Genomic DNA, 23,787 nt, shown 5'->3' with positions numbered 1-23,787 from the left:
CGCAGGCAAACACCGGGCACTTTCGAACTAGGCTGAGGGCCTTATTGATCCGGATAACCCCTGTTTGGAGACGGAACATGAACACCCGTGGATTGCTCGATCAACTCCTCAAGTCCGGCCAGGATCTGCTGCAGAACAAGGCGGGCGGGGCACAGAACAAACCGGCGGCCGGTGGGCTTGGCGGCTTGCTGGGCGGCTCGTCCAGCAATGGCGGCCTCGGCAGTCTGATCTCCGGCGCCGGCGGAGGAGCTTTGGCGGCCGGCGCCATGGGCCTGCTGCTGGGCAGTAAAAAGGCCCGCAAGGTTGGCGGTAAAGTCGCTATTTACGGCGGTCTCGCCGCACTCGGCGTGATCGCTTACAAAGCCTACGGCAACTGGAACGCCCAAAAAGGCACCGCCCCGCAAAGCGAACCGCAAACTCTCGATCGCCTGCCACCGGCGCAAGTCGAACAACACAGCCAGGCCATCCTCAAGGCCCTGGTCGCCGCCGCCAAGGCCGACGGCCACATCGACGACCGCGAACGCCAGTTGATCGAAGGCGAATTCACCAGGCTCGACAACGATCAGGAACTCAAACACTGGCTCCACGCCGAACTCAACAAACCCCTCGACCCCACCGACGTCGCCCGCGCGGCGAGCACGCCGGAGATGGCTGCGGAGATGTACGTGGCGAGCGTGATGATGGTGGATGAGGAGAACTTCATGGAGAAGGCGTATCTGGATGAGCTGGCGAAGCAGTTGAAACTGGAGCCGGGGTTGAAGCTGGAGCTTGAGAAGCAGGTCCGTGTAGCGACCCTGTAGAGCCGCCGTCATCGATACGAGAACCCGCGATCTTGCACAGGATCGCGGGTTCTTTCGTTGCAGCAAGAGATAGCGCCGCTGAGCACACCCTTACCGTGTTGCCGGATCATCTCCCACTGAAATGGCCAATCCATCGCCCCTTTTTGCCATTGCGTCACTGGCACGCCACCCTCCGATTGCTTGAAAGTCCCTATCCAGAGCCCACCCCGTTTTCCATCGGAAGGCCCGAGCGCGGCAAACCGTCTTATAAATGAAACACCGCCCTCAGCTATACTCCCCCGCAATTTCGATCTGGCCCCGAGGACTGACTGTGAAGAACTGGACGTTGCGCCAACGCATTTTGGCGAGCTTTGCGGTGATTATCGCCATCATGTTGCTGATGGTGGTCGTCTCGTATTCTCGGCTGCTGAAGATCGAAGCCAGTGAAAACAGCGTCCGTGACGACGCGATTCCCGGCGTCTATTACAGCTCGATGATCCGTGGCGCGTGGGTCGACAGTTACCTGCAGACCCAGGAACTGCTGGGGCTCAAGGAAGGGCAGGGCGTCAGCAGTGAAGACGCGGCGGACTACCAGTCCTTCGAGAAACGTCTCCAGGAGCAGATGGCCAACTACCGCAACACCGTGACCACCGACGAGGACCGGATCGAATTCGCCGCGTTTGAAAAGGATCACGACAACTACATGAAGATCCAGGACGCCGTGCTGGATCTGCACAAGCGCAATCTGGAAGCCGATGCAGTCAAGCTGTTCAACGAGAAGCTGACTCCGGCCTGGGTCGGCGGCCGGATGAAGCTCAACGACATCATCGGCGAGAACAAGAAAGTCGCCGACCAGGCCATGGCCAACATCGACGACGCCGTGGCGGCAGCCAAGGTCAGCATGTTTGTCTCGCTGCTGGTGGCCGTGCTGGCCGCCGGATTCTGCGGTCTGCTGTTGATGCGCGCGATCATGGCGCCGATGAACCGTATCGTGCAGATCCTCGAAATCATGCGCACCGGCGACCTCAGCAGCCGCTTGAACCTCGACCGCAAGGATGAGTTCGGCGCGGTGGAAACCGGCTTCAATGACATGATGACCGAGCTCACTTCGCTGGTGTCCCAGGCCCAGCGCTCGTCGGTGCAGGTCACCACGTCGGTGACCGAGATCGCCGCTACGTCCAAGCAACAACAGGCGACCGCCACCGAAACCGCCGCCACCACAACCGAAATCGGCGCAACGTCCCGAGAGATTGCGGCGACATCCCGTGACCTCGTGCGCACCATGACCGAAGTCTCCACCGCCGCCGATCAGGCCTCGGTGCTGGCCGGTTCCGGGCAACAAGGCCTGGCACGCATGGAAGACACCATGCACTCGGTGATGGGCGCGGCGGACTTGGTGAACGCCAAACTGGCGATCCTCAACGAGAAGGCCGGCAACATTAATCAGGTGGTGGTGACCATCGTCAAGGTTGCCGACCAGACCAACCTGTTGTCTCTGAACGCCGCGATCGAAGCGGAAAAGGCCGGTGAATACGGCCGTGGTTTCGCCGTGGTCGCCACCGAAGTGCGGCGTCTCGCGGATCAGACGGCTGTCGCCACGTACGACATTGAACAGATGGTCCGCGAGATCCAGTCGGCGGTTTCTGCCGGGGTGATGGGCATGGACAAGTTCTCCGAGGAGGTGCGTCGCGGCATGGCCGAAGTGCAACAGGTCGGCGAGCAGCTGTCGCAGATCATCCATCAGGTGCAGGCGTTGGCGCCGCGGGTATTGATGGTCAACGAAGGCATGCAGGCCCAGGCCACCGGCGCCGAGCAGATCAACCATGCGCTGGTGCAACTGGGTGATGCCAGCAGCCAGACCGTCGAGTCGTTGCGTCAGGCCAGTTTCGCCATCGACGAACTGAGCCAGGTGGCCGTAGGCCTGCGCAGCGGCGTTTCGCGATTCAAAGTCTGATGAGCGAAATCACCGCCAAACGCAGCGCTGCACTGGTGGCGAAGCAGGCGTTGTTCCTGCTGTTTCGCATCGGCAGCGAACGCTACGCCCTGCGTGCCACGGAAGTGGCCGAAGTGCTGCCGCGCCTGCCGTTGAAGCCGATTGCCCGGGCGCCGCACTGGGTGGCGGGGGTGTTTGCCTATCGTGGTTCGGTGGTGCCGGTGATCGATCTCAGTGCCCTGACGTTCGGCCATCCCGCCGAAGCGCGCACCAGCACGCGGCTGGTGCTGGTGCATTACCGCGCGGATGATTCGCAGCCGTCGCAGTGGCTCGGGCTGATTCTCGAACAGGCCACCGACACCCTGCGTTGTAACCCGGACGACTTCCAGCCGTACGGCCTCGACAATCGTCAGGCGCCATACCTGGGGCCGGTGCGCGAAGACGCTCGCGGGCTGGTGCAATGGGTTCGAGTCAATGACCTGTTGGACGAGTCGGTACGCCCGCTGCTGTTCCCGACGCCGCCACTGGATCCGGCGCGGCTTGAGGAGCAGCCATGAGCAGCGATCAGCGCTTCTTCGATTTCCTCAAGGAACGCATCGGTCTCGACGTCGCTTCGGTAGGGCCGGCGATCATCGAGCGAGCGGTGCGCCAGCGCATCATCCTGTCGCAAATGGTTACGGCCGATGAGTACTGGCAAACGCTGCAAGGTTCGCGGGATGAACAGCAAGCGCTGATCGAGGCGGTGATCGTCCCCGAGACGTGGTTTTTCCGTTACCCGGAATCCTTCGCCACCCTGGGCAAACTGGCGCGCAAACGCCTGGCCGAGCTGAACAACATGCGTGCGCTGCGCATCCTCAGCCTGCCGTGCTCCACCGGTGAAGAACCCTATTCGATTGCCATGGCGTTGCTCGACGCGGGGCTCAAGCCCCATCAGTTCAAGGTCGATGGCATGGACGTCAGCCCCCTGTCGGTGGACAAAGCGCGGCGGGCGTTGTACGGCAAGAATTCGTTTCGCGGCCAGGAACTGGCGTTTCGCGAACGGCATTTCATGCCGGAGGACGAGGGCTATCGCCTGAATGAATACGTGCGCGAACAGGTGCGATTGCAGGTCGGCAATGTGCTGGATCCGACCCTGCTGGCCAGCGATCCACCGTTCGATTTCGTGTTCTGTCGCAACCTGCTGATCTATTTCGATCAACCGACCCAGCAACAGGTGTTCGCCGTACTCAAGCGCCTGACCCATGTCGACGGCGTGCTGTTTATCGGCCCCGCCGAGGGCAGTCTGCTCGGCCGGTTGGGCATGCGTTCGATCGGGATTCCGCAGTCTTTCGCGTTCAGTCGCCACAGCGATCCGCAGCCCGAACCGTTGCCAATGCCGGTCGCCACCCCGACGCCGTTGCCCGTACGCCAACCCGTGCGCAGCGCGCCACCGCCGCCAGTGCGCAGCCGGCCGTTTGCCGCGGTGACACCGCTGACTGCCACCATCAAAAGCCCGAATCCCGACGCCACGACCCTGCTGGCCAACATCGCCGCCCTGGCCAACGAAGGCAAGAGCGCCGAGGCCCGCGCCGCGTGCGAACAGTATCTGCGCAGCCATGAGCCGGTGGCCCAGGTGTTCTATTGGCTCGGCCTGCTCAGCGACGTCGCGGGCAGTGCTCTCGAAGCCCAGGGTTTTTACCGCAAGGCTTTGTACCTCGAACCGCAACACGCCGAAGCCTTGATGCACCTCGCAGGTTTGCTGCAGGCCCAGGGCGACACGGCCGGCGCCAGACGATTGCAGGAGCGCGCCGCCCGCAGCGGTCGCACCGCCGACAGTGAGCGTAAACGATGATCCCGTCCGACACCTTGAACGTCACCCACGAAGACGCCCGGGCCATCGACGATTGCTGGAACCGCATCGGCATCCACGGCGACAAGTCCTGCCCGCTACTGGAAGAACACATTCACTGCCGCAATTGCGCGGTGTATTCCGCCGCCGCCACGCGTTTGCTCGACCGCTATGCGTTGCAGCAGGACGAGCGCGATCCGGTGGCGATCCAGGTTGAGACCGAGCTGAAAACCCGTTCGCTGCTGATGTTCCGCCTCGGCGAAGAATGGCTCGGCCTGGCCACTCGCAGTCTGGTGGAAGTCGCGCCGTTGCAGGCGATTCACTCTCTGCCGCATCAGCGCTCCCGGGCCTTGCTCGGCGTGGCGAACGTGCGCGGGGCGCTGGTGGCGTGCCTGTCGCTGGTCGAACTGCTCGACCTCGACAGCAACGTGGCCCCGGCGACCGGCGCGCGGATCATGCCGCGCATGTTGATCATCGCGGCTCAGGGCGGGCCGGTGGTGGTGCCGGTGGACGAAGTCGACGGAATTCACGCCATCGACGAACGAATCCTCGATGCCGCGTCACGTTCCGGGGCACAGGCCAGCGCCAAATACACCCGAGGCGTGCTGCCTTTCAAAGGTCGCAGCCTGCGTTGGCTGGATGAAGAACAGCTGCTGTCCGCCGTGACCCGGAGCCTCACATGACCCCCGAGCAAATGCGCGACGCCTCCCTGCTGGAGCTGTTCAGCCTCGAAGCCGAAGCCCAGACCCTGGTGCTCAGCGCCGGGCTGCTGGCGCTGGAGCGCAATCCGACCCAGGCCGATCAGCTCGAGTCGTGCATGCGGGCGGCGCACTCGTTGAAAGGTGCGGCGCGGATCGTCGGCATCGACAGCGGCGTCAGCGTCGCCCACGTGATGGAAGATTGTCTGGTCAGTGCGCAGGAAGGGCGGCTGTTCCTGCGCCCGGAACATATCGACGCGCTGTTGCAGGGCACAGACTTGCTGATGCGTATAGCCACCCCGGCCAATGGCCCGCAACCGGCGGACATCGAAGCTTACGTGGCGTTGATGGGCGGTTTGCTCGACCCGGCGGCAGCGGCGCTTGTACCGACCGCGCCAAGTGCACCGCCGATGGCCGAGTTGCAGCTTCAGCCACCTCCAGTAGTTGAGTCGACGCCGGTTGAAATCCCCGTCGAAACTGCCGAGCCAGAGCCCGCACTGCGCAAGAGCAAACGTACCACCGAAGGTGGCGAGCGGGTGCTGCGGGTCACCGCCGAACGCCTGAACAGCCTGCTCGATCTGTCGAGCAAGTCCCTGGTGGAAACCCAGCGCCTCAAGCCGCATCTGGCCACGATGCAGCGCCTCAAGCGCATGCAGAACAACGGTTTGCGGGCGCTGGAAAGTCTCAACGTTCATCTCAAGGAGCATGCCCTGAGCCTTGAGGCCCAGGAAGCGTTGGAAGATGCGCGGCGTTTGCTTTCCGAATCCCAACAGTTGCTGGCAGAGAAAAACGCCGAACTTGACGAGTTTGCCTGGCAGGCGAGTCAGCGCGCGCAGGTGCTCTACGACACCGCGCTAGCCTGCCGTATGCGGCCGTTCGCCGATGTGCTGTCCGGTCAGGTGCGGATGGTGCGCGACCTGGGCCGCAGCCTCGGCAAGCAGGTGAGACTGGAGATCGAAGGCGAGAAAACCCAGGTCGACCGCGACGTTTTGGAAAAACTCGAAGCACCGCTCACGCACCTGCTGCGCAATGCGGTCGATCACGGCATCGAAACGCCGGAAGAGCGCCTGCTCAAAGGCAAACCCGAGGAAGGGTTGATCCGCCTGCGTGCCTCACACCAGGCCGGGTTGCTGGTGCTGGAATTGAGCGATGATGGCAACGGTGTGGATCTGGAAAAGGTCCGCCGCAGCATCGTCGAGAGACAGTTGTCGCCCGCCGAAACCGCCGCCCAGTTGAGCGAAGAAGAGCTGCTGACGTTCCTGTTTTTGCCGGGTTTCAGCCTGCGGGACAAGGTCACCGAAGTGTCTGGGCGTGGCGTTGGCCTCGATGCCGTTCAGCACATGGTCCGCCAATTGCGCGGCGCGGTGGTGCTTGAGCAGACGGCGGGCGAGGGCAGCCGCTTCCATCTCGAAGTGCCACTGACCCTGTCGGTGGTGCGCAGCCTGGTGGTGGAGGTCGGCGATGAGGCCTACGCCTTCCCGCTGGCGCACATCGAGCGCATGTGCGATCTGGCGCCGGACGACATCGTGCAGGTCGAAGGTCGTCAGCATTTTTGGCACGAGGGCCGGCATGTCGGGCTCGTTGCGGCCAGTCAGTTGTTGCAGCGTCCGGCCAGCCAGAACAGCGGCGATACGCTGAAGGTCGTGGTGATTCGCGAGCGCGACGCGATCTACGGCGTGGCGGTCGAGCGCTTCATCGGCGAGCGCACGCTGGTGGTGCTGCCGCTGGACGAGCGGCTGGGCAAGGTGCAGGACATTTCCGCCGGGGCCCTGCTCGACGATGGTTCGGTGGTGCTGATCGTCGATGTCGAAGACATGCTGCGTTCGGTAGACAAACTGCTCAACACCGGGCGTCTGGAGCGCATTGCCCGCCACGGCCATCAGGCCGCAGAAGCAGCGCGCAAACGGATTCTGGTGGTCGACGATTCGCTGACGGTGCGCGAGTTGCAACGCAAGCTGCTGCTCAATCGCGGCTATGACGTGGCTGTTGCGGTGGACGGCATGGACGGCTGGAACGCCCTGCGCTCCGAGGACTTCGACCTGCTGATCACTGATATCGACATGCCGCGCATGGACGGCATCGAACTGGTTTCGCTGTTGCGTCGCGACAACCGTCTGCAATCGCTGCCGGTGATGGTGGTGTCCTACAAGGATCGCGAGGAAGACCGGCGCCGTGGACTGGACGCCGGAGCCGACTATTATTTAGCCAAGGCCAGTTTTCATGACGACGCCCTGCTCGACGCGGTGGTTGAGCTCATCGGAGGAGCGCGGGCATGAAGATCGCAATCGTCAACGACATGCCTTTGGCGGTGGAGGCCCTGCGCCGGGCGCTGGCCTTCGAACCGGCGCATCAGGTGGTGTGGGTCGCCAACAACGGCGCCGAAGCGGTGCGCCTGTGCGCGGAAAACACCCCGGATCTGATCCTCATGGACTTGATCATGCCGGTGATGGATGGCGTCGAAGCCACCCGGCGAATCATGGCCGAGAGCCCGTGCGCGATTGTCATCGTCACGGTCGACCGCCAGCAGAACGTGCATCGGGTGTTCGAAGCCATGGGCCACGGTGCGCTGGACGTGGTCGATACCCCGGCCCTTGGCGCCGGCAACGCCCAGCAGGCGGCCGCGCCGCTGTTGCGCAAGATTCTGAATATCGGCTGGTTGATCGGCGAAAAAACTGCTCGCTCGCGCCCGGCCCAGACAACGCCGCGCAGTTCGGGGTCGTGCCAGCGGCTGGTGGCGATTGGCTCGTCAGCGGGCGGGCCGGCGGCGCTGGAAGTATTGCTCAAAGGCCTGCCGCGTAACTTTTCCGCAGCTATCGTGCTGGTGCAGCATGTCGATCAGGTGTTTGCCGCCGGCATGGCCGAATGGCTGGCCAGCGCCAGTGGCCTGGACGTGCGCTTGGCCCGGGAAGGAGAGCCGCCGCAGGCCGGCGCGGTGTTGCTGGCCGGCACCAATCATCACATCCGATTACTCAAGAACGGCACGCTGGCCTACACCGCCGAGCCGGTCAACGAAATCTACCGCCCCTCGATCGACGTGTTTTTCGAAAGCGTCGCCAACTACTGGAATGGTGACGCCGTCGGGGTTTTATTGACCGGGATGGGACGCGACGGGGCGCAAGGGCTTAAGCTCATGCGCCAACAGGGGTACCTGACCATCGCGCAGGATCAGCAAAGCAGTGCGGTGTACGGCATGCCCAAGGCCGCCGCGGCCATTGATGCAGCCGTAGAAATCCGTCCACTGGAAAAGATAGCGCCACGATTGCTGGAGATTTTCCCCAAATGAACACGTCCATCCGCAATCCTGGCCCCCGCAGCACTCAGGTGACCGCCCATGAATGACTTACAGATCGATGACATCAAAACCGACGAGAACGCCGCCATGGTGTTGTTGGTGGACGATCAGGCGATGATCGGCGAAGCCGTGCGCCGTGGGCTGTCGAATGAAGAGAACATCGACTTCCACTTCTGCTCCGACCCGCATCAGGCCGTGGCCCACGCGGTGCGGATCAAGCCGACGGTGATCCTGCAGGACCTGGTGATGCCCGGTCTCGATGGCCTGAGCCTGGTGCGCGAATACCGCAATCACCCGGCGACCAAGGACATCCCGATCATCGTCCTGTCGACCAAGGAAGACCCGCTGATCAAGAGCGCGGCGTTCTCGGCCGGGGCCAACGATTACCTGGTAAAACTGCCGGACAACATCGAACTGGTGGCGCGCATCCGTTATCACTCGCGCTCCTACATGACGTTGTTGCAACGGGATGCGGCCTATCGCGCGTTGCGGGTCAGCCAGCAGCAATTGCTCGACACCAACCTGGTGCTGCAGCGTCTGATGAACTCCGACGGCCTGACCGGGCTGTCCAACCGCCGGCACTTCGACGAATACCTGGAGCTGGAGTGGCGCCGTTCGCTGCGTGACCAGAGCCAGTTGTCGTTGCTGATGATCGATGTCGATTACTTCAAGTCCTACAACGACACCTTCGGCCACGTCGAAGGCGACGAAGCCCTGCGCAAGGTCGCCACGGCGATCCGCGAGGCCAGCGCCCGGCCGTCCGATCTGCCGGCGCGTTATGGCGGCGAAGAGTTTGCGCTGGTGCTGCCCAACACCTCGCCGGGCGGGGCGCGACTGGTGGCGGAGAAACTGCGCCAGACCGTGGCGGCGCTGAAGATTCCGCACAATACCCCGAACGAAGGTTCGAGCCTGACCATCAGCATCGGGCTGGCGACGATGGTGCCAGAGTCGGGCAGCGACTGCCGGTTGCTGATCTCGGCGGCGGACCGCGGTTTGTATCTGGCGAAGAACAATGGGCGTAATCAGGTGAGGATCGAGTAATGGCTCGCCCTCACCCCAACCCTCTCCCGGAGGGAGAGGGGGCTGACCGAGGTGTCTGGCGTTATCCATCGACCTGATCGACCGAGTCGATTATGGATCTGCAAGCTCGGCAGTTCCGGATTCAGTAAAACTATTTCACGTCGGGGTATCTCTCGAATATCCCCCGATCGGTCCCCTCTCCCTCTGGGAGAGGGCTAGGGTGAGGGCAGGCAATCTCAACCCAGACAGAAAACCTCAAGCCATTCCCCCCGAAGCCGCCAGACGGGCTGCCGTGACAGCCCGATTACGTTATACTCGCCGGCTTTCAAAAGTTCGCCAACGAGTGCTGCCCGTCATGGAAATCAACCCGATCCTGAACACCATCAAGGACCTGTCCGAGCGCTCCGAAACTATTCGGGGGTATCTTTGACTACGATCAAAAGCATGAGCGTCTGACCGAAGTCAATCGCGAGCTTGAAGATCCTGCAGTCTGGAACAAACCTGAATACGCTCAGGAGCTGGGCCGCGAGCGCTCTGCGCTGGCGCAGATCGTCGATACCCTCGACGAGTTGAACGGCGGTCTGGCCGATTGCCGCGACCTGCTGGACATGGCCGTCGAAGAGAACGACGAAGGCGCAGTGGGCGATGTCGTCGCCGAGCTGGCCCGTCTCGAGGAAAACCTCGCCAAACTCGAATTCCGCCGTATGTTCAGCCACGAGATGGACCCGAACAACGCCTACCTGGACATCCAGGCCGGTTCCGGCGGCACCGAAGCCCAGGACTGGGCCAACATCCTGCTGCGCATGTACCTGCGCTGGGCCGACAAACGCGGTTTCGACGCGACCATCATGGAGCTGTCGGCCGGTGAAGTCGCCGGGATCAAGGGCGCTACCGTGCACATCAAGGGCGAATACGCCTTTGGCTGGTTGCGGACCGAGATCGGCGTGCACCGTCTGGTGCGCAAGAGCCCGTTCGACTCCGGCAACCGTCGCCACACCTCGTTCTCCGCAGTTTTCGTCTCGCCAGAGATCGACGACAAGGTGGAAATCGAAATCAACCCGGCAGACCTGCGGATCGACACCTATCGTTCCTCCGGTGCCGGTGGTCAGCACGTAAACACCACCGACTCGGCCGTACGTATCACCCACGTACCGACCAACACCGTGGTCAGCTGCCAGAACGAACGTTCCCAGCACGCGAACAAGGACACCGCCATGAAAATGCTGCGGGCCAAGTTGTACGAGCAGGAAATGCAGAAGCGCAACGCGGCGTCCCAGGCGCTGGAAGACACCAAGTCGGACATCGGCTGGGGTCACCAGATCCGTTCGTACGTGCTTGATGCGTCGCGGATCAAGGATCTGCGCACCAACATCGAACGCAGCGACTGCGACAAGGTGCTCGACGGCGACATCGACGAATACCTGTATGCCAGCCTGAAGTCCGGGCTGTAAGACATTTGTAGGAGCCGGCTAGCCGGCGATCCCCGGCCTCAGGCCGGGGGCAACGAACCTGATGGAATATCTAAAGACATGAGCGACCAACAACTCGATCCGCAAGCATTGCAACAGGAAGAAAACTCCCTGATCGCCCTGCGCAAGGAAAAGCTTGCTGCCGAGCGCGCCAAGGGCAATGCCTTCCCGAACGACTTCCGCCGCGAAAACTACTGCGAAGCACTGCAGAAACAGTACGCGGACAAGACCAAGGAAGAGCTGGCAGAGGCTGCGATCCCGGTCAAGGTTGCTGGTCGAATCATGCTCAACCGTGGCTCGTTCATGGTGATCCAGGACATGACCGGTCGCATCCAGGTCTACGTCAACCGCAAGACCCTGTCCGAAGACACCCTGGCCGCGGTGAAAACCTGGGACATGGGCGACATCATCGCCGCTGAAGGCACCCTGGCCCGTTCCGGCAAGGGCGACCTGTACGTCGAAATGACCAGCGTGCGCCTGCTGACCAAATCCCTGCGCCCGCTGCCTGACAAGCACCACGGCCTGACCGACACCGAACAGCGTTACCGCCAGCGCTACGTTGACCTGATCGTCAACGAAGACGTGCGTCAGACCTTCCGCGTACGTTCGCAAGTGATCGCGCACATCCGCAGCTTCCTGATGAAGCGCGACTTCCTCGAAGTCGAAACGCCGATGCTGCAGACCATCCCTGGCGGCGCCGCGGCCAAGCCGTTCGAAACCCACCACAACGCGCTGGACATGGAAATGTTCCTGCGTATCGCGCCAGAGCTGTACCTCAAGCGTCTGGTGGTTGGTGGTTTCGAGAAAGTGTTCGAGATCAACCGCAACTTCCGTAACGAAGGCGTTTCGACTCGTCACAACCCTGAATTCACCATGTTGGAGTTCTACCAGGCTTACGCCGACTACGAAGACAACATGGACCTGACCGAAGAACTGTTCCGTGAGCTGGCGCAGCTTGTGCTGGGGTCCACCGACGTGCCGTACGGCGACAAGGTGTTCCACTTCGGCGAGCCGTTCGTGCGCCTGTCGGTGTTCGACTCGATCCTCAAGTACAACCCTGAACTGACCGCCGATGACCTGAACGACATCGACAAGGCTCGCGACATCGCCAAGAAGGCCGGCGCCAAGGTGCTGGGCTTCGAAGGTCTGGGCAAACTGCAGGTGATGATTTTCGAAGAACTGGTCGAGCACAAGCTGGAACAGCCGCACTTCATCACTCAGTACCCATTTGAAGTGTCGCCGCTGGCCCGTCGCAACGACGACAACCCGAACGTCACCGACCGCTTCGAGCTGTTCATCGGTGGCCGTGAAATCGCCAACGCCTACTCCGAGTTGAACGACGCAGAAGACCAGGCCGAGCGCTTCATGGCGCAGGTGGCCGACAAGGACGCCGGCGACGACGAAGCCATGCACTACGACGCCGACTTCGTTCGCGCGCTGGAGTACGGCATGCCGCCAACAGCCGGTGAAGGTATCGGTATCGACCGTCTGGTGATGCTGCTGACCAACTCCCCGTCGATCCGCGACGTGATCCTGTTCCCGCACATGCGGCCGCAAGCGTAAGTGTTTCAATAAAAAAGCCGCCTGAAATGGGCGGCTTTTTATTGCCTGTCTGGTACAAACGTATCAAATGGTTACTTTTGAAAAAAACAACAGAGGAATGCCTGTCGTGATCGGTGCAATGGCTCAAGAGGGTGCAGCGGGTATCGCCACTGCGGTCGCTGAAAGTGTTCAGTACCAGGGCCGCAAGGCCAGCCGACAGGGCAGCGAGCAGCGTCGGCAGGACATTCTCGATGCGGCGATGCGTATTGTCGTACGCGACGGCGTGCGCGCCGTGCGTCACCGGGCGGTGGCCGCCGAGGCCGGTGTGCCGTTGTCGGCCACCACGTACTACTTCAAGGACATCGATGACCTGCTCACCGATACCTTCGCCCAATACGTCGAACGCAGCGCGGCCTACATGGCCAAGCTGTGGATCAACAACGAAGGTCTGCTGCGCGAGATGGTGGTCAGCGGCGACGGCAGCCCTGAATCGCGCTCGCAACTGGCTGACGACATCGCCCGGTTGATGGCCGACTACGTGCACCGTCAACTGGTCAATCGCCGCGAGCACTTGATGGCTGAACAGGCGTTCCGTCAGGAAGCGCTGCTCAACCCACGACTGGCGGTATTGGTGCGTTCCCATCAGCAGATTCTGTTGCAGGGCACCTGCCAGTTGTTCCAGGTATTGGGCTCACGTGAGCCGCAGCAGGATGCCAAGGTGTTGACGGCGATTATCGGACGGATGGAATATCAGGGCCTGCTCAACGACGCCGAGCCTTTGGCCGAAGAGGACATGCTTGGCATTCTGACGCGCTATATGCATCTGGTGCTGGCGTCGATGTAACGCAATCCCCTGTGGGAGCAAGCTTGCTCGCGATGGCGATCTGTCATTCAACGTCTTCATTGGCTGACACTCCGCCATCGCGAGCAAGCTCGCTCCCACAGGTTCGCTAGTGAGTTCGGGTCTAGGGAGTGTTGAATGAAAGCCTGGCGTGGCGCGTTGATCGCGCTGTCGTTCCTGCTGCTCAGCGGTTGTCTGGTGACCTTCAAGGATCCGCTGCCCGCCAGTGAGCCGGCGCCCAAGGGCCTGCTAGGCCAATGGTCGAGCACCAATGCCTGGGACGAGCCGATGAACCTGGAACTGACGCGCCTGGGCAACGACCGCTATCAGGCGGTCGCTTACTTCAAGTCAAACCCCCGGGAACGCGAAGCCTATCCGTTCACCGTGTCGCGCCATGGCAATCGCTGGTATCTGTCGGCGAAGGTGCCGGCGCAGTATGGCGGGCACTTCACCATTGCCGGTTTCGAACTCACCGACAAACATGAGTTGGTGATCTACAACCTCGATCTTGAACAGATCAACCAGGCCATCGCGCAGAAAAGCCTCGACGGTCAAAGCTTCCAGACCGATGACGGCGAGGGTGTGCTGGTCGACAGCGCGCTTGAAAAGGTCTTTGCTTACCTCGACGACCCGGCCAATTCCGACGTTTTCGTCGAAGCGGCGCGCTATCAGCATCAGGCCAAGGCCAAATAATTCAGCTCGTCATGTTTTCTACAGGAGTTTCGGGTGGACGATTACCAGCAGACGATACGCACGCTGTCCGATCGCATTGTGCTGGCGCAGACGCCGATTCGCGTCCTTGACGCAGTCAAGTGGGACGAGAACGTCCGCAAGGGCTTTCTCAAGGCCAAGGGCAAGGAATTGCCGGCGGTGGATCGTGACTATTACCTCAACCGGCCGCTGTCCTTTGATTCGAGCAAGGTGAAGCTGGAATTCCAGAACATCGAGCGCGACATCACCCGCCAGCTGGGCCAGTTCAACCCGGTCGGCCAGATCATGCGTCGCATGTGCAAGGAATACCGGATGGTGGTGCGCATGCTCGAAGCGCGCGGCACCGAGGATTTCGGCCTGATTTCCCAGGAACTGTACGGCGCTGCGTCCGATGCGTTCCACGCCGGTGACCCGACCCTGGCCGACCTTGGCCTGATGATGTCGGACTACCTGAACAACATCGACGGCCGTGGCGACCTGAAGGACGAACCGAAGATCCTCACCGCCAAGGACGCCGTACACTTGCTGCAAACCCGACTGAACAAAGTGTTCGGTGAGGCCGAGGAAACCATCCGCGTGTTCGAGTCCGACGGGATCGTTGCCGACGCGGCGGCGGGCGCCGACTACATCAAGATCCGCACCGATGCGATGTTCAACGACCGCGACGTGCGCGCGCTGGAAGTTCACGAAGGCCTGGTGCACGTGGGCACCACGCTCAACGGCTTGAACCAGCCGATCTGCACCTTCCTGTCCAAGGGCCCGCCCTCGTCGACGGTGACTCAGGAAGGCCTGGCGATCCTGATGGAAATCATCACCTTCGCCTCCTACCCGAGCCGCTTGCGCAAACTCACCAACCGCACCCGCGCCATTCACATGGTCGAGGAGGGCGCGGATTTCCTTCAGGTGTTCGAGTTCTTCCGCGAGCAGGGCTTCGAGATGGCGGAAAGTTACGGCAACGCCAGTCGGGTTTTCCGTGGATCGACCCCGACCGGTCTGCCATTCACCAAAGACTTGTCCTACCTCAAGGGCTTCATCATGGTTTACAACTATATTCAGTTGGCCGTGCGCAAGGGCAAGCTTGAACAGATCCCGCTGTTGTTCTGCGGCAAGACCACGCTTGAGGACATGCGAACCCTGCGTCAACTGGTGGATGAAGGCCTGGTGGTGGCGCCCAAGTATTTGCCGGATCAGTTCCGCGATCTGAATGCGTTGTCGGCGTGGATGTGCTTCTCCAACTTCCTCAACCACTTGAGCCTGGACCGGATCGAGGCGGATTACTCCAATATCCTGTAGGCCCAACACCGTCCTCTGTGGGAGCGGGCTTGCCCGCGATAGCGGTCTGACATTCAACGTTGATGTCGATTGATCCTCCGCCATCGCGGGCAAGCCCGCTCCCACAAGGTCATTCGTTTTCCTCAGGGTTGCGTTTCAACTCTCTTCGCGAGGTTTCACCGGATGAGAATCCTCGGCATCCTTTGCCTGCTCCTGAGCCTCGGCGGTTGCAGCTCTTTGCTGTTCTACCCCGAGCCCGGACAGTTGTTCACCCCGGAAAAGGCCAAGCTCGAATACCGCACCGTCACCCTGACCACCGCCGACGGCCTCAAGCTGAATGCCTGGTGGCTGCCAGCCAAACCCGGGGTCGAGGTCAAGGGCACGGTGCTGCACCTGCACGGCAATGGCGGCAACCTGCCGATGCACTTGGGCGGGAGCTGGTGGTTGCCGAAAAACGGCTATCAAGTGCTGCTGGTGGACTATCGCGGTTACGGCTTGTCCGAGGGCGAGCCGAGCCTGCCGGCGATCTATCAGGACATCGACGCCGCGTTCGCTTGGCTGGACAAGGCGCCGGAAGTCAAAGGCAAACCGCTGGTGTTGCTGGGCCAGAGCCTCGGCGGCTCGATGGCCGTGCATTGGCTGGTACAACATCCGGAAAGACAAAAACAGCTCAAGGCTTTTGTGCTCGACGGGGTTCCGGCCAGTTACCGCAGCGTCGGTCAATACGCCCTCAGCACCTCATGGCTGACCTGGCCATTTCAGGTGCCGCTGTCGTGGCTGGTGCCGGACGGTGACAGTGCGATCAATGCGATGCCGCAGCTCAAAGGTGTACCAAAACTGATCTTCCACAGTATCGACGATCCGCTGGTGCCTCTTTCCAATGGCATCCGCCTGTATCAAGCTGCGCCGCCGCCCAGGGTCCTGCAATTGACTCGCGGTGGGCACGTACAGACCTTTGGCGACCCGGTGTGGCGTCAGGTCATGCTGCGTTACCTCGACGATCCCGAGCATTTCAACGGCCTGCGCCGCCTCGGCGAGATCCCGAATTATCCGCCGCCCCAGAATTCTGAAGCTGAACCACCAGAGAGTCCGCAATGAGTGAAGAACGTAACGCCATCCCGCTGATCATCACCGGTATCTGCAGCATCCTCGGCACTGTCGGTGCCCTGTGGTACTACGGCTACCTGCACTTCGCCAAACCCGAGGATGCGTTGCTGCTCAACGAGTTCACCATGCTCAAGACCATTCCCGGCGAAGACTACAAAGTCTCCCTGGACCCGGCACCGCAAGTAGCGCAATGCATCGATGGCGTGCTGGTGCTGTTTGACACCGAACAGAAAGGTTTGACCGGGGTGCTGATCAACGGCCAGAAAAAGGCTGTGCGCTGCATGGGCGAAGAGACGCCGCAGAAGCTGGAAGAGTGATCGCGGGGTGATTCTGCAGGACCATCCCTCATCGGAACGCCGCCCGCATAACCCTCTCCCAGAGGGAGAGGGAACTGACCGAGTGGTTTGGGCGAGTTACATCGACCTGAAATATTGCGTCGAACTCCAGATTCTGAAAAGCACGAATATCGGCTCCCTCTCCCTCGGCAGAGGGGACTGACCGAGGTGTCTGGCGCTATACATCGACCTGAAAAAAACGTGTCGATTATGGATTCGGTAAAAACACTGTCAGGTCGACGTATTTCTGGAGCATCCCCCAATCGGCTCCCTCTCCTGTGGGAGAGGGCTGGGGTGAGGGGCTGCGATCTCAGCTACCCCACCCATTCCAGGCCGAACAGCGCAAACAAAAAAGCCCCGCCTGATCACTCAGGCGGGGCTTTCACATTCCAGCGTGACGCTTAGTTCGAGCTGACAGCCGAACGCGGAATCACAGGCTGGTTGTCGTTGGAAATGGTCACTTCCACTCGACGGTTCATCGCACGGCCCGAGACGCTGCCGTTATCCGCCACCGGGTATTCCTTGCCATAACCCTGTACCACGATGCGCGACGGATCAACGCCCATCTTGATCAACGCAACCTGCACCGAGGTCGCACGACGCTCGGACAGCGACTGGTTGTAGTTCGCTGCGCCGGTGCTGTCGGTGTAGCCCTCGATGATCACTTTGCGATCAGGGTTTTCCTGAAGGAACTGCGCCAGTTTGTTGATGTTCACCAGACCGCTGGATTTCAGATCGGCCTTGTTGGTGGCGAACAGCACGTCACCAAAGGTCACCAGCGTACCGCGATCGGTCTGCTTGGCGTTGAGGCTGTCCTGCAGCTGTTTGATCTGTTGATCGCGAGCATCCAGACGTGCCTGAGCACGTTGGGCCGAGGCGTTCTTCAGGTTGTTTTCAGCGGTGCGCAGAGCGATGGTCTGCTTGGCCACTTCCACGCGCTGGTTGGTCAGGTAGGCCAGTTGGTCAACCTTGGCCGCATCCTGTTTATCCAGATAGGCCTTGTCAGCCTTGTCCAGGTAATCGCTGGCGTCCTTGGTTTCCAGTGCCGCGACTTTGCTCGCCTGAGGGTTGGCCTGCAGACCGGCGTAGTTGGTGCGCGCCTGTTCCAGGTTCGGGTTCGGCGGCGTCGAGCAAGCAGCCAAGGCAACACTTGCGGCCAGCAGAGCGGGGATCATCAGTTGTTTACGCATAATCGTTCGTCCTTTCTATCGGTAAGAGATTCAGCCTTGCAGTCGGGATGCGCGCTTATTGCACGGTGCGCTGACTTTCCTGACGCAGTTCCTGAACACCTTTCTGGGAATCCTTCACAGCGAGTTCAGCCTTCGCCGCCTGAGCCTTGCGTTCCGCTACACGAGCGTCCCACTCGGCTTGCTCGGACAGTTTGCGAGCCTCGTCATACTTCTTGTCGTGCATGGCGATTTCGGCTTGTTTGAGCTTGTCCTGCGCCTGCTTCATTTCCACGGCGGCGAATTCGGTACCACCGGCACTGACCGCGCTGTTGACTGCCGATTGAGTCACGGCGTACTGCTCGGTCGGTGGATTGCCGGCGCAACCGGCCAGCACGAAGCTGGTGCCGATGGCGAGAGCGGCCAGTTTCAGACCGCGCAGGTGGGAGAACGAGGTTTGGGTCTTCATGGTCTTCAACTCCATTGGTTAACTCCTTGAAAGCTTCGAAATCCATCCTGGTAGCGGAGCCGCAACCGTCATGTGCAAGTGCGTTTTGAAACGCTCGTTCCAGGCGTGGTTACCTGTTCCGACCGGAGGCTTTTTTTAAAAGTTCAGAAAAGATGGCTCATCGCCAAAAAATATTTTGACCGAATGGACAAGGCTCTAAACCGGGAACTTTGGCGCTGGAGAGTGGTACGCGCGGGCTGGATATAGCCCAGAAACGGAGGAAAAACACACTCCCTGTGGGAGCTGGCTTGCCAGCGATGAGGCCATCAAATTCAACACATTTGCGGCTGAATTGACGCCGTCGGGGGCAAACCATCTCCCACAGTTTTGAAGTGTCAGTGATCAGTGCTTTTGCTTGCAGGCAGCCGCCGAGAGGTCATGCAAATGTCGCCGCGACAACGCGAGAAAACGCGGTGTCGGACCGACATCTTCATACAGTGGATCACCTTCCTCGTCGGTAGCGACCACGGTCGAACCTTTCACATACGGCAGGCTCGCTTCGAACTCTTCGAGGGCGGCGCCGATCAGTTCGCCGAGCAGTTCTTCGGCGTGGCGTTTGGGGTACATCTCGGCGATCGCTGCCAGGCGTGCGGCAGCTTCCACATCCAGATGAATCGTGTAGCCGGTCTCGGTCAGGCGACCCTTGGCGGTTTCTTCCCAGTGCTGGGCGAGTTCACGGATTTTCATAATGACCTCATGTCGTACCTGCTCGTGGCAGGTCTGGGTGAGTGTCCGCCGTCAGCCGGCGGCAAGCCGTTGTGGGGCTTACTGTTGAGACTAGCTTCAACCCTCAAGGTTTAAAGTCCCTTCGTCGTCTGCTTGTAAGAAGCGTTCCAGAGCGGCACTCTCTGTTTATCCACTCACTTGCGATCCGTCACCGATTACTGCTGGAGAGATGCTGATGACCGATATTGATGCACGATTGCGCGAAGACGTTCACCTGCTCGGTGAGCTGTTGGGCAACACCATCCGTGACCAGTACGGCGAGGCGTTTCTCGACAAGATCGAGCAGATTCGCAAGGGCGCCAAGGCCGACCGACGCGGCTCGATGGACGCCGAGCTCAGCGCCAGCCTCAACCAGTTGAGCGAAGACGAATTGCTCCCGGTGGCGCGGGCGTTCAACCAGTTTCTCAACCTGGCGAACATCGCCGAGCAGTACCAGCTCATCCATCGCCGCGAAGAGTCGCAGGCTGCGCCGTTCGAGTCCCGCGTGCTCCCGGAATTGCTCGCCCGTCTGCGCGAGGAAGGGCACAGCGCCGACTCCCTCGCCCGACAGTTGTCGAGACTGGAAATCGAACTGGTACTGACCGCGCACCCGACCGAAGTGGCCCGGCGCACACTGATCCAGAAGTACGACGCGATTGCCGCGCAACTGGCCGCTCAGGATCACCGCGACCTGACCAGCGCCGAGCGCGAGCAGATCCACAACACCCTGCAACGCTTGATCGCCGAAGCCTGGCACACCGAAGAAATCCGCCGCACCCGGCCGACCCCGGTGGACGAAGCCAAGTGGGGTTTTGCGGTGATCGAACATTCGCTGTGGCAGGCGATTCCCAACCATATGCGCAAGGCCGATCAGGCGCTGTTCGCCGCCACTGGCCTGCGTTTGCCGCTGGAGGCCGCGCCGATCCGCTTTGCTTCGTGGATGGGTGGCGACCGCGATGGCAACCCGAATGTCACCGCTGCAGTGACCCGTGAAGTATTGCTGCTGGCGCGCTGGATGGCGGCGGATCTGTACCTGCGGGATGTCGATCACCTGGCGGCCGAACTGTCGATGCAGCAGGCCAGCGACGCGCTCAAGGCCAAGGCCGGCGACAGCGCCGAACCCTATCGTGCGGTGCTCAAGCAATTGCGTGAACGTCTGCGCGCTACGCGCAACTGGGCCCATGCATCGCTGACCGCGACCACTCCGGCACCGGCCGATGTGTTGCACAACAACCGCGACCTGCTCGATCCGCTGGAGCTGTGTTTCAACTCGCTGCACGAGTGCGGCATGGGCGTGATCGCCGACGGGCCGTTGCTCGATTGCCTGCGCCGGGCCGTGACCTTCGGCCTGTTCCTGGTGCGCCTCGATGTGCGTCAAGATTCGTCGCGACACAGCGCGGCCATGACCGAAATCACCGATTACCTTGGCCTCGGCAAGTATGAGGAGTGGGACGAAGAACAGCGCATCAGCTTCCTGACCCGCGAACTGCAAAACCGTCGGCCGTTGCTGCCGGCGCATTTCAAACCCTCGGCCGACACCGCCGAAGTGCTCGCCACCTGCAAGGAAATCGCTGCCGCGCCGGGTGCTTCGCTGGGCTCTTACGTGATCTCCATGGCCGGGGCTGCCTCCGATGTACTGGCGGTGCAACTGCTGCTCAAAGAGTCCGGCGTACTGCGGCCGATGCGCGTGGTGCCGCTGTTCGAAACCCTCGCCGACCTCGACAACGCCGGTCCGGTGATCGAGCGCCTGTTGCTGCTGCCGGGTTATCGCGCGCGCCTGCAAGGCCCGCAGGAAGTGATGATCGGCTATTCCGACTCGGCCAAGGACGCCGGCACTACAGCAGCGGCCTGGGCGCAGTATCGGGCTCAGGAGCGGCTGGTGGAAATCTGCCGCGAGCAGCAAGTCGAACTGCTGCTGTTCCACGGTCGCGGTGGCACCGTGGGCCGTGGCGGCGGCCCGGCTCACGCGGCGATCCTGTCGCAGCCGCCGGGTTCGGTGGCCGGGCGTTTCCGCACCACCGAGCAGGGGGAAATGATTCGATTCAAATTCGGCTTGCCGGACATCGCGGAGCAAAACCTCAATCTCTATCTGGCTGCCGTGCTCGAAGCAACCTTGCTGCCACCGCCGCCACCGACGCCGGAATGGCGCCATCTGATGGACGAATTGGCCGCCGACGGTGTCGCCGCTTACCGCGCGGTGGTGCGGGAAAATCCGCAGTTCGTGGAGTATTTCCGCCAGTCCACGCCGGAGCAGGAGTTGGGACGTTTGCCATTGGGCAGCCGCCCGGCCAAGCGCCGCGCTGGAGGCATTGAAAGCCTGCGGGCGATTCCGTGGATCTTCGGCTGGACCCAGACCCGCCTGATGCTGCCGGCCTGGCTCGGTTGGGAAACCGCATTGAGCAAGGCGCTGGAGCGCGGCGAAGGCGAGCTGCTGGGGCAGATGCGCGAGCAGTGGCCGTTCTTCCGTACTCGCATCGACATGCTGGAAATGGTCCTGGCCAAGGCCGACGCCGACATTGCGCTGTCCTACGACGAGCGATTGGTTGAGTCGGACTTGTTACCTCTGGGTGTGCACTTACGCGACCTATTGTCGCAGGCATGTTCCGTGGTCCTTGGCCTGACCGGTCAGTCGCAGCTGCTGGCACATAGCCCGGACACCCTGGAATTCATCCGGCTGCGCAACACCTATCTCGACCCGCTGCATCTATTGCAGGCTGAGTTGCTGGCGCGTTCGCGGCAGCAGAATGTCGAGCAGGGCAGCCCGGTAGAACAGGCGCTGCTGGTGTCTGTGGCGGGGATTGCCGCCGGTTTGCGAAATACCGGCTAAGGTTTTCTGCGTGGGGCGGGGCACCCGGGGCAAACCTCGGGTGCCGTTTATTGATCGTGGGAAAAATGCGGTCAGGCGACAGTTAATGATGGGGTTGCGACTTGGGGAACCGCGTCGCAAGGTCGCGGCAGGCGCCGGTTTCTCCGACTTTTGGCGTCTTGTGTGGGCGCAGCCTGCTGTGTATCTTGGTCAGCCTCTGGCCGTTTGGGCGGTCACGACCCTATTTCCAGGATTTCGCCCCATGAGGCGAATCCGTTGTTTTGCAAAAGCTTTTTATAAAAAAATTGAGGAGCACATCTAATGCGCGTCATTCTGCTGGGAGCTCCCGGGGCCGGTAAAGGTACTCAGGCTAAGTTCATCACCGAGAAATTCGGCATCCCGCAAATCTCCACCGGCGACATGCTGCGTGCTGCGGTCAAGGCTGGCACTCCGCTGGGCGTTCAAGCCAAGAGCATCATGGATGCCGGCGGCCTGGTGTCGGATGACCTGATCATCGCACTGGTTCAAGACCGCATCGCTCAGGCTGACTGCGCCAACGGTTTCCTGTTCGACGGTTTCCCGCGCACCATTCCTCAGGCTGAAGCGCTGGTGACTGCCGGCGTCGAGCTGGATGCCGTGGTTGAAATCGCTGTTGAAGACGAAGAAATCGTTCAGCGTATCGCCGGTCGTCGCGTTCACGAGGCCAGCGGCCGCGTGTACCACATCGTCTACAACCCGCCGAAAATTGCCGGTAAAGACGACATCACCGGCGAAGAGCTGGTGCAGCGCAAGGACGACACCGAAGAAACCGTGCGTCATCGCCTGTCGGTCTACCACTCGCAGACCAAGCCGCTGGTGGATTTCTACCAGAAGCTGTCGGCTGCCAACGGCAAGCCGAAGTACAGCCACATCCCGGGTGTCGGTTCGGTTGAAGCGATCACCGCCAAGGTTCTTGAAGCACTGAGCTGAAAAACCTGATCCGCTGCATCATCCACGGCCCGCTTGCGGGCCGTAGTTGTTTATACTGGCGCACTTTTCCCCACCTGATTTACGGACACATCGATGAGCACCTTGCTGGCCCTGGACACCGCGACTGAAGCTTGCTCCGTTGCCTTGCTGCATGACGGCAAGGTCACGAGCCATTACGAGGTGATCCCGCGCCTGCACGCGCAGAAACTGCTGCCGATGATCCAGCAACTGCTGGCCGACGCCGGCACCACGCTGCAAGCGGTGGACGCGATTGCCTTCGGTCGCGGTCCGGGCGCCTTTACCGGTGTGCGTATCGCCATCGGCGTGGTGCAAGGCCTGGCATTTGCGCTGGATCGTCCGGTGCTGCCGGTGTCGAACCTGGCGGTGCTGGCGCAACGTGCTTACCGTGAGCATGGCGTGAGCCAGGTCGCAGCGGCCATCGATGCGCGCATGGACGAAGTGTATTGGGGCTGCTACCGCGAGACGGCCGGGGAGATGCGTCTGGTCGGCACCGAAGCGGTATTGCCGCCGGAAGTCGCCGCACTGCCGGACGATGCGGCTGGAGACTGGTTCGGTGCTGGCACCGGTTGGGGCTACGGCGAGCGCATCGCGGTCAATCTGACCGGTTCCGACGCGGGCATGCTGCCCCATGCCGAAGACCTGCTGACGTTGGCCCGCTTCGCTTGGGCGCGCGGTGAGTCGATCCCGGCAGATGATGCCCAGCCGGTTTACCTGCGCGATAAAGTGGCCACCCCGAAAGCCCGCTGAGGACAATCACCCTGTGGCATCCGCCACAGGGTCTCGCC

20 protein-coding genes and 1 pseudogene are annotated in these 23,787 nt (G+C 61.5%); 18 read left to right on the top strand and 3 right to left on the bottom strand.

Translation table 11 applies throughout. The annotated features are described in order from the left end of the window. Window positions 1–77 precede the first annotated feature (77 nt). From JJN09_RS02095 to JJN09_RS02025, 15 genes and pseudogenes are all read left to right on the top strand, one after another. Window positions 78–800, top strand: a complete 723-nt coding sequence (locus JJN09_RS02095) for a tellurite resistance TerB family protein (protein ID WP_249485253.1) — start codon at window positions 78–80, stop codon at window positions 798–800. A gap of 310 nt (window positions 801–1,110) precedes the next feature. Then, on the top strand, window positions 1,111–2,733 hold the full coding sequence (locus JJN09_RS02090; RefSeq protein ID WP_249485251.1) for a methyl-accepting chemotaxis protein: 1,623 nt from the start codon (window positions 1,111–1,113) through the stop codon (window positions 2,731–2,733). After that, window positions 2,733–3,269: a chemotaxis protein CheW gene (locus tag JJN09_RS02085; protein ID WP_249485250.1), complete on the top strand. Its 537-nt coding sequence runs from the start codon at window positions 2,733–2,735 to the stop codon at window positions 3,267–3,269. Before JJN09_RS02090 ends, JJN09_RS02085 begins: the two co-directional genes overlap by 1 nt. After that, complete coding sequence (locus tag JJN09_RS02080; protein WP_249485248.1) at window positions 3,266–4,543, top strand: protein-glutamate O-methyltransferase CheR; 1,278 nt, start codon at window positions 3,266–3,268, stop codon at window positions 4,541–4,543. Before JJN09_RS02085 ends, JJN09_RS02080 begins: the two co-directional genes overlap by 4 nt. Next, a complete protein-coding gene (locus JJN09_RS02075) occupies window positions 4,540–5,223 on the top strand; it encodes a chemotaxis protein CheW (protein ID WP_249485246.1) in 684 nt (227 codons plus the stop codon). The genes JJN09_RS02080 and JJN09_RS02075 overlap by 4 nt, the downstream gene beginning before the upstream one ends. Beyond that, on the top strand, window positions 5,220–7,514 hold the full coding sequence (locus tag JJN09_RS02070) for a hybrid sensor histidine kinase/response regulator (protein WP_249485242.1): 2,295 nt from the start codon (window positions 5,220–5,222) through the stop codon (window positions 7,512–7,514). The genes JJN09_RS02075 and JJN09_RS02070 overlap by 4 nt, the downstream gene beginning before the upstream one ends. Next, a complete protein-coding gene (locus JJN09_RS02065; RefSeq protein WP_249485240.1) occupies window positions 7,511–8,521 on the top strand; it encodes a chemotaxis response regulator protein-glutamate methylesterase in 1,011 nt (336 codons plus the stop codon). Before JJN09_RS02070 ends, JJN09_RS02065 begins: the two co-directional genes overlap by 4 nt. A 48-nt stretch (window positions 8,522–8,569) precedes the next feature. Then, window positions 8,570–9,648 (top strand): annotated as a pseudogene (locus tag JJN09_RS02060) (diguanylate cyclase). 257 nt (window positions 9,649–9,905) lie between these two features. Next, window positions 9,906–11,001 (top strand): peptide chain release factor 2 gene (gene prfB / locus JJN09_RS02055; RefSeq protein WP_249485238.1). Its coding sequence is split into 2 segments (ribosomal slippage): window positions 9,906–9,977 and window positions 9,979–11,001, totalling 1,095 coding nucleotides; the frame shifts between segments, so codons are not numbered across the junction. A gap of 78 nt (window positions 11,002–11,079) precedes the next feature. Then, on the top strand, window positions 11,080–12,582 hold the full coding sequence (gene lysS, locus JJN09_RS02050; protein ID WP_249485236.1) for a lysine--tRNA ligase: 1,503 nt from the start codon (window positions 11,080–11,082) through the stop codon (window positions 12,580–12,582). Between the two features lie 118 nt (window positions 12,583–12,700). Then, window positions 12,701–13,405 (top strand): TetR/AcrR family transcriptional regulator, encoded by a 705-nt coding sequence (locus tag JJN09_RS02045; protein ID WP_096819676.1) that lies wholly within the window; start codon window positions 12,701–12,703, stop codon window positions 13,403–13,405. Between the two features lie 135 nt (window positions 13,406–13,540). Then, a complete protein-coding gene (locus JJN09_RS02040) occupies window positions 13,541–14,095 on the top strand; it encodes a hypothetical protein (protein WP_249485234.1) in 555 nt (184 codons plus the stop codon). 33 nt (window positions 14,096–14,128) lie between these two features. Continuing rightward, window positions 14,129–15,406 carry a flavohemoglobin expression-modulating QEGLA motif protein gene (locus tag JJN09_RS02035; RefSeq protein ID WP_249485232.1) on the top strand — a complete coding sequence of 426 codons (1,278 nt, stop codon included), beginning with the start codon at window positions 14,129–14,131 and terminating at the stop codon, window positions 15,404–15,406. Window positions 15,407–15,568: 162 nt separating this feature from the next. Next, entirely contained in the window at window positions 15,569–16,483 is a 915-nt protein-coding gene (locus JJN09_RS02030; protein WP_249485230.1) for an alpha/beta hydrolase, read from the top strand. After that, window positions 16,480–16,809 carry a hypothetical protein gene (locus tag JJN09_RS02025; protein WP_249485229.1) on the top strand — a complete coding sequence of 110 codons (330 nt, stop codon included), beginning with the start codon at window positions 16,480–16,482 and terminating at the stop codon, window positions 16,807–16,809. Before JJN09_RS02030 ends, JJN09_RS02025 begins: the two co-directional genes overlap by 4 nt. A gap of 419 nt (window positions 16,810–17,228) precedes the next feature. On the opposite strand, the gene JJN09_RS02020 is transcribed toward JJN09_RS02025, so the two are convergent. The 3 genes from JJN09_RS02020 to JJN09_RS02010 all read right to left on the bottom strand — a co-directional run bounded on the left by JJN09_RS02020 (window position 17,229) and on the right by JJN09_RS02010 (window position 19,188). Continuing rightward, window positions 17,229–18,017: an OmpA family protein gene (locus JJN09_RS02020; protein ID WP_249485227.1), complete on the bottom strand. Its 789-nt coding sequence runs from the start codon at window positions 18,015–18,017 to the stop codon at window positions 17,229–17,231. A 55-nt stretch (window positions 18,018–18,072) separates the two neighbouring features. After that, window positions 18,073–18,477, bottom strand: a complete 405-nt coding sequence (locus JJN09_RS02015) for a DUF4398 domain-containing protein (protein ID WP_249485225.1) — start codon at window positions 18,475–18,477, stop codon at window positions 18,073–18,075. 366 nt (window positions 18,478–18,843) lie between these two features. Continuing rightward, window positions 18,844–19,188: a pilin assembly protein gene (locus tag JJN09_RS02010; RefSeq protein WP_249485224.1), complete on the bottom strand. Its 345-nt coding sequence runs from the start codon at window positions 19,186–19,188 to the stop codon at window positions 18,844–18,846. Between the two features lie 214 nt (window positions 19,189–19,402). Here JJN09_RS02010 and ppc point away from each other — a divergent pair, with 214 nt between their 5' ends. The 3 genes from ppc (at window position 19,403) to tsaB (ending at window position 23,749) form a co-directional block, all read left to right on the top strand. Further along, window positions 19,403–22,033 carry a phosphoenolpyruvate carboxylase gene (gene ppc, locus JJN09_RS02005; RefSeq protein WP_249485223.1) on the top strand — a complete coding sequence of 877 codons (2,631 nt, stop codon included), beginning with the start codon at window positions 19,403–19,405 and terminating at the stop codon, window positions 22,031–22,033. A 300-nt stretch (window positions 22,034–22,333) separates the two neighbouring features. Next, window positions 22,334–22,981, top strand: a complete 648-nt coding sequence (gene adk / locus JJN09_RS02000; protein WP_249485222.1) for an adenylate kinase — start codon at window positions 22,334–22,336, stop codon at window positions 22,979–22,981. 93 nt (window positions 22,982–23,074) lie between these two features. Then, window positions 23,075–23,749, top strand: coding sequence for a tRNA (adenosine(37)-N6)-threonylcarbamoyltransferase complex dimerization subunit type 1 TsaB (gene tsaB, locus JJN09_RS01995; protein ID WP_249485221.1), 675 nt, complete (start codon window positions 23,075–23,077; stop codon window positions 23,747–23,749). The last annotated feature ends 38 nt before the right edge of the window (window positions 23,750–23,787 follow it).

This window comes from Pseudomonas sp. HS6 (assembly GCF_023375815.1).
In the GTDB taxonomy this organism is placed as follows: Bacteria; Pseudomonadota; Gammaproteobacteria; order Pseudomonadales; family Pseudomonadaceae; genus Aquipseudomonas.
This window is presented reverse-complemented; position numbering and strand designations above follow the sequence as displayed.

What these genes read in the sequence shown, in the direction of transcription:
- JJN09_RS02085 (WP_249485250.1), top strand. Translation starts at nt 2,733, where the DNA reads ATGAGCGAAATCACCGCCAAACGCAGCGCTGCACTGGTGGCGAAGCAG.
- tsaB (WP_249485221.1), top strand. Translation starts at nt 23,075, where the DNA reads ATGAGCACCTTGCTGGCCCTGGACACCGCGACTGAAGCTTGCTCCGTT.
- JJN09_RS02020 (WP_249485227.1), bottom strand. Translation starts at nt 18,017, where the DNA reads ATGCGTAAACAACTGATGATCCCCGCTCTGCTGGCCGCAAGTGTTGCC.
- JJN09_RS02040 (WP_249485234.1), top strand. Translation starts at nt 13,541, where the DNA reads ATGAAAGCCTGGCGTGGCGCGTTGATCGCGCTGTCGTTCCTGCTGCTC.
- JJN09_RS02065 (WP_249485240.1), top strand. Translation starts at nt 7,511, where the DNA reads ATGAAGATCGCAATCGTCAACGACATGCCTTTGGCGGTGGAGGCCCTG.
- lysS (WP_249485236.1), top strand. Translation starts at nt 11,080, where the DNA reads ATGAGCGACCAACAACTCGATCCGCAAGCATTGCAACAGGAAGAAAAC.
- JJN09_RS02015 (WP_249485225.1), bottom strand. Translation starts at nt 18,477, where the DNA reads ATGGAGTTGAAGACCATGAAGACCCAAACCTCGTTCTCCCACCTGCGC.
- JJN09_RS02075 (WP_249485246.1), top strand. Translation starts at nt 4,540, where the DNA reads ATGATCCCGTCCGACACCTTGAACGTCACCCACGAAGACGCCCGGGCC.
- JJN09_RS02095 (WP_249485253.1), top strand. Translation starts at nt 78, where the DNA reads ATGAACACCCGTGGATTGCTCGATCAACTCCTCAAGTCCGGCCAGGAT.
- JJN09_RS02010 (WP_249485224.1), bottom strand. Translation starts at nt 19,188, where the DNA reads ATGAAAATCCGTGAACTCGCCCAGCACTGGGAAGAAACCGCCAAGGGT.
- JJN09_RS02070 (WP_249485242.1), top strand. Translation starts at nt 5,220, where the DNA reads ATGACCCCCGAGCAAATGCGCGACGCCTCCCTGCTGGAGCTGTTCAGC.
- JJN09_RS02080 (WP_249485248.1), top strand. Translation starts at nt 3,266, where the DNA reads ATGAGCAGCGATCAGCGCTTCTTCGATTTCCTCAAGGAACGCATCGGT.
- JJN09_RS02025 (WP_249485229.1), top strand. Translation starts at nt 16,480, where the DNA reads ATGAGTGAAGAACGTAACGCCATCCCGCTGATCATCACCGGTATCTGC.
- ppc (WP_249485223.1), top strand. Translation starts at nt 19,403, where the DNA reads ATGACCGATATTGATGCACGATTGCGCGAAGACGTTCACCTGCTCGGT.
- JJN09_RS02030 (WP_249485230.1), top strand. Translation starts at nt 15,569, where the DNA reads ATGAGAATCCTCGGCATCCTTTGCCTGCTCCTGAGCCTCGGCGGTTGC.
- adk (WP_249485222.1), top strand. Translation starts at nt 22,334, where the DNA reads ATGCGCGTCATTCTGCTGGGAGCTCCCGGGGCCGGTAAAGGTACTCAG.
- JJN09_RS02045 (WP_096819676.1), top strand. Translation starts at nt 12,701, where the DNA reads ATGGCTCAAGAGGGTGCAGCGGGTATCGCCACTGCGGTCGCTGAAAGT.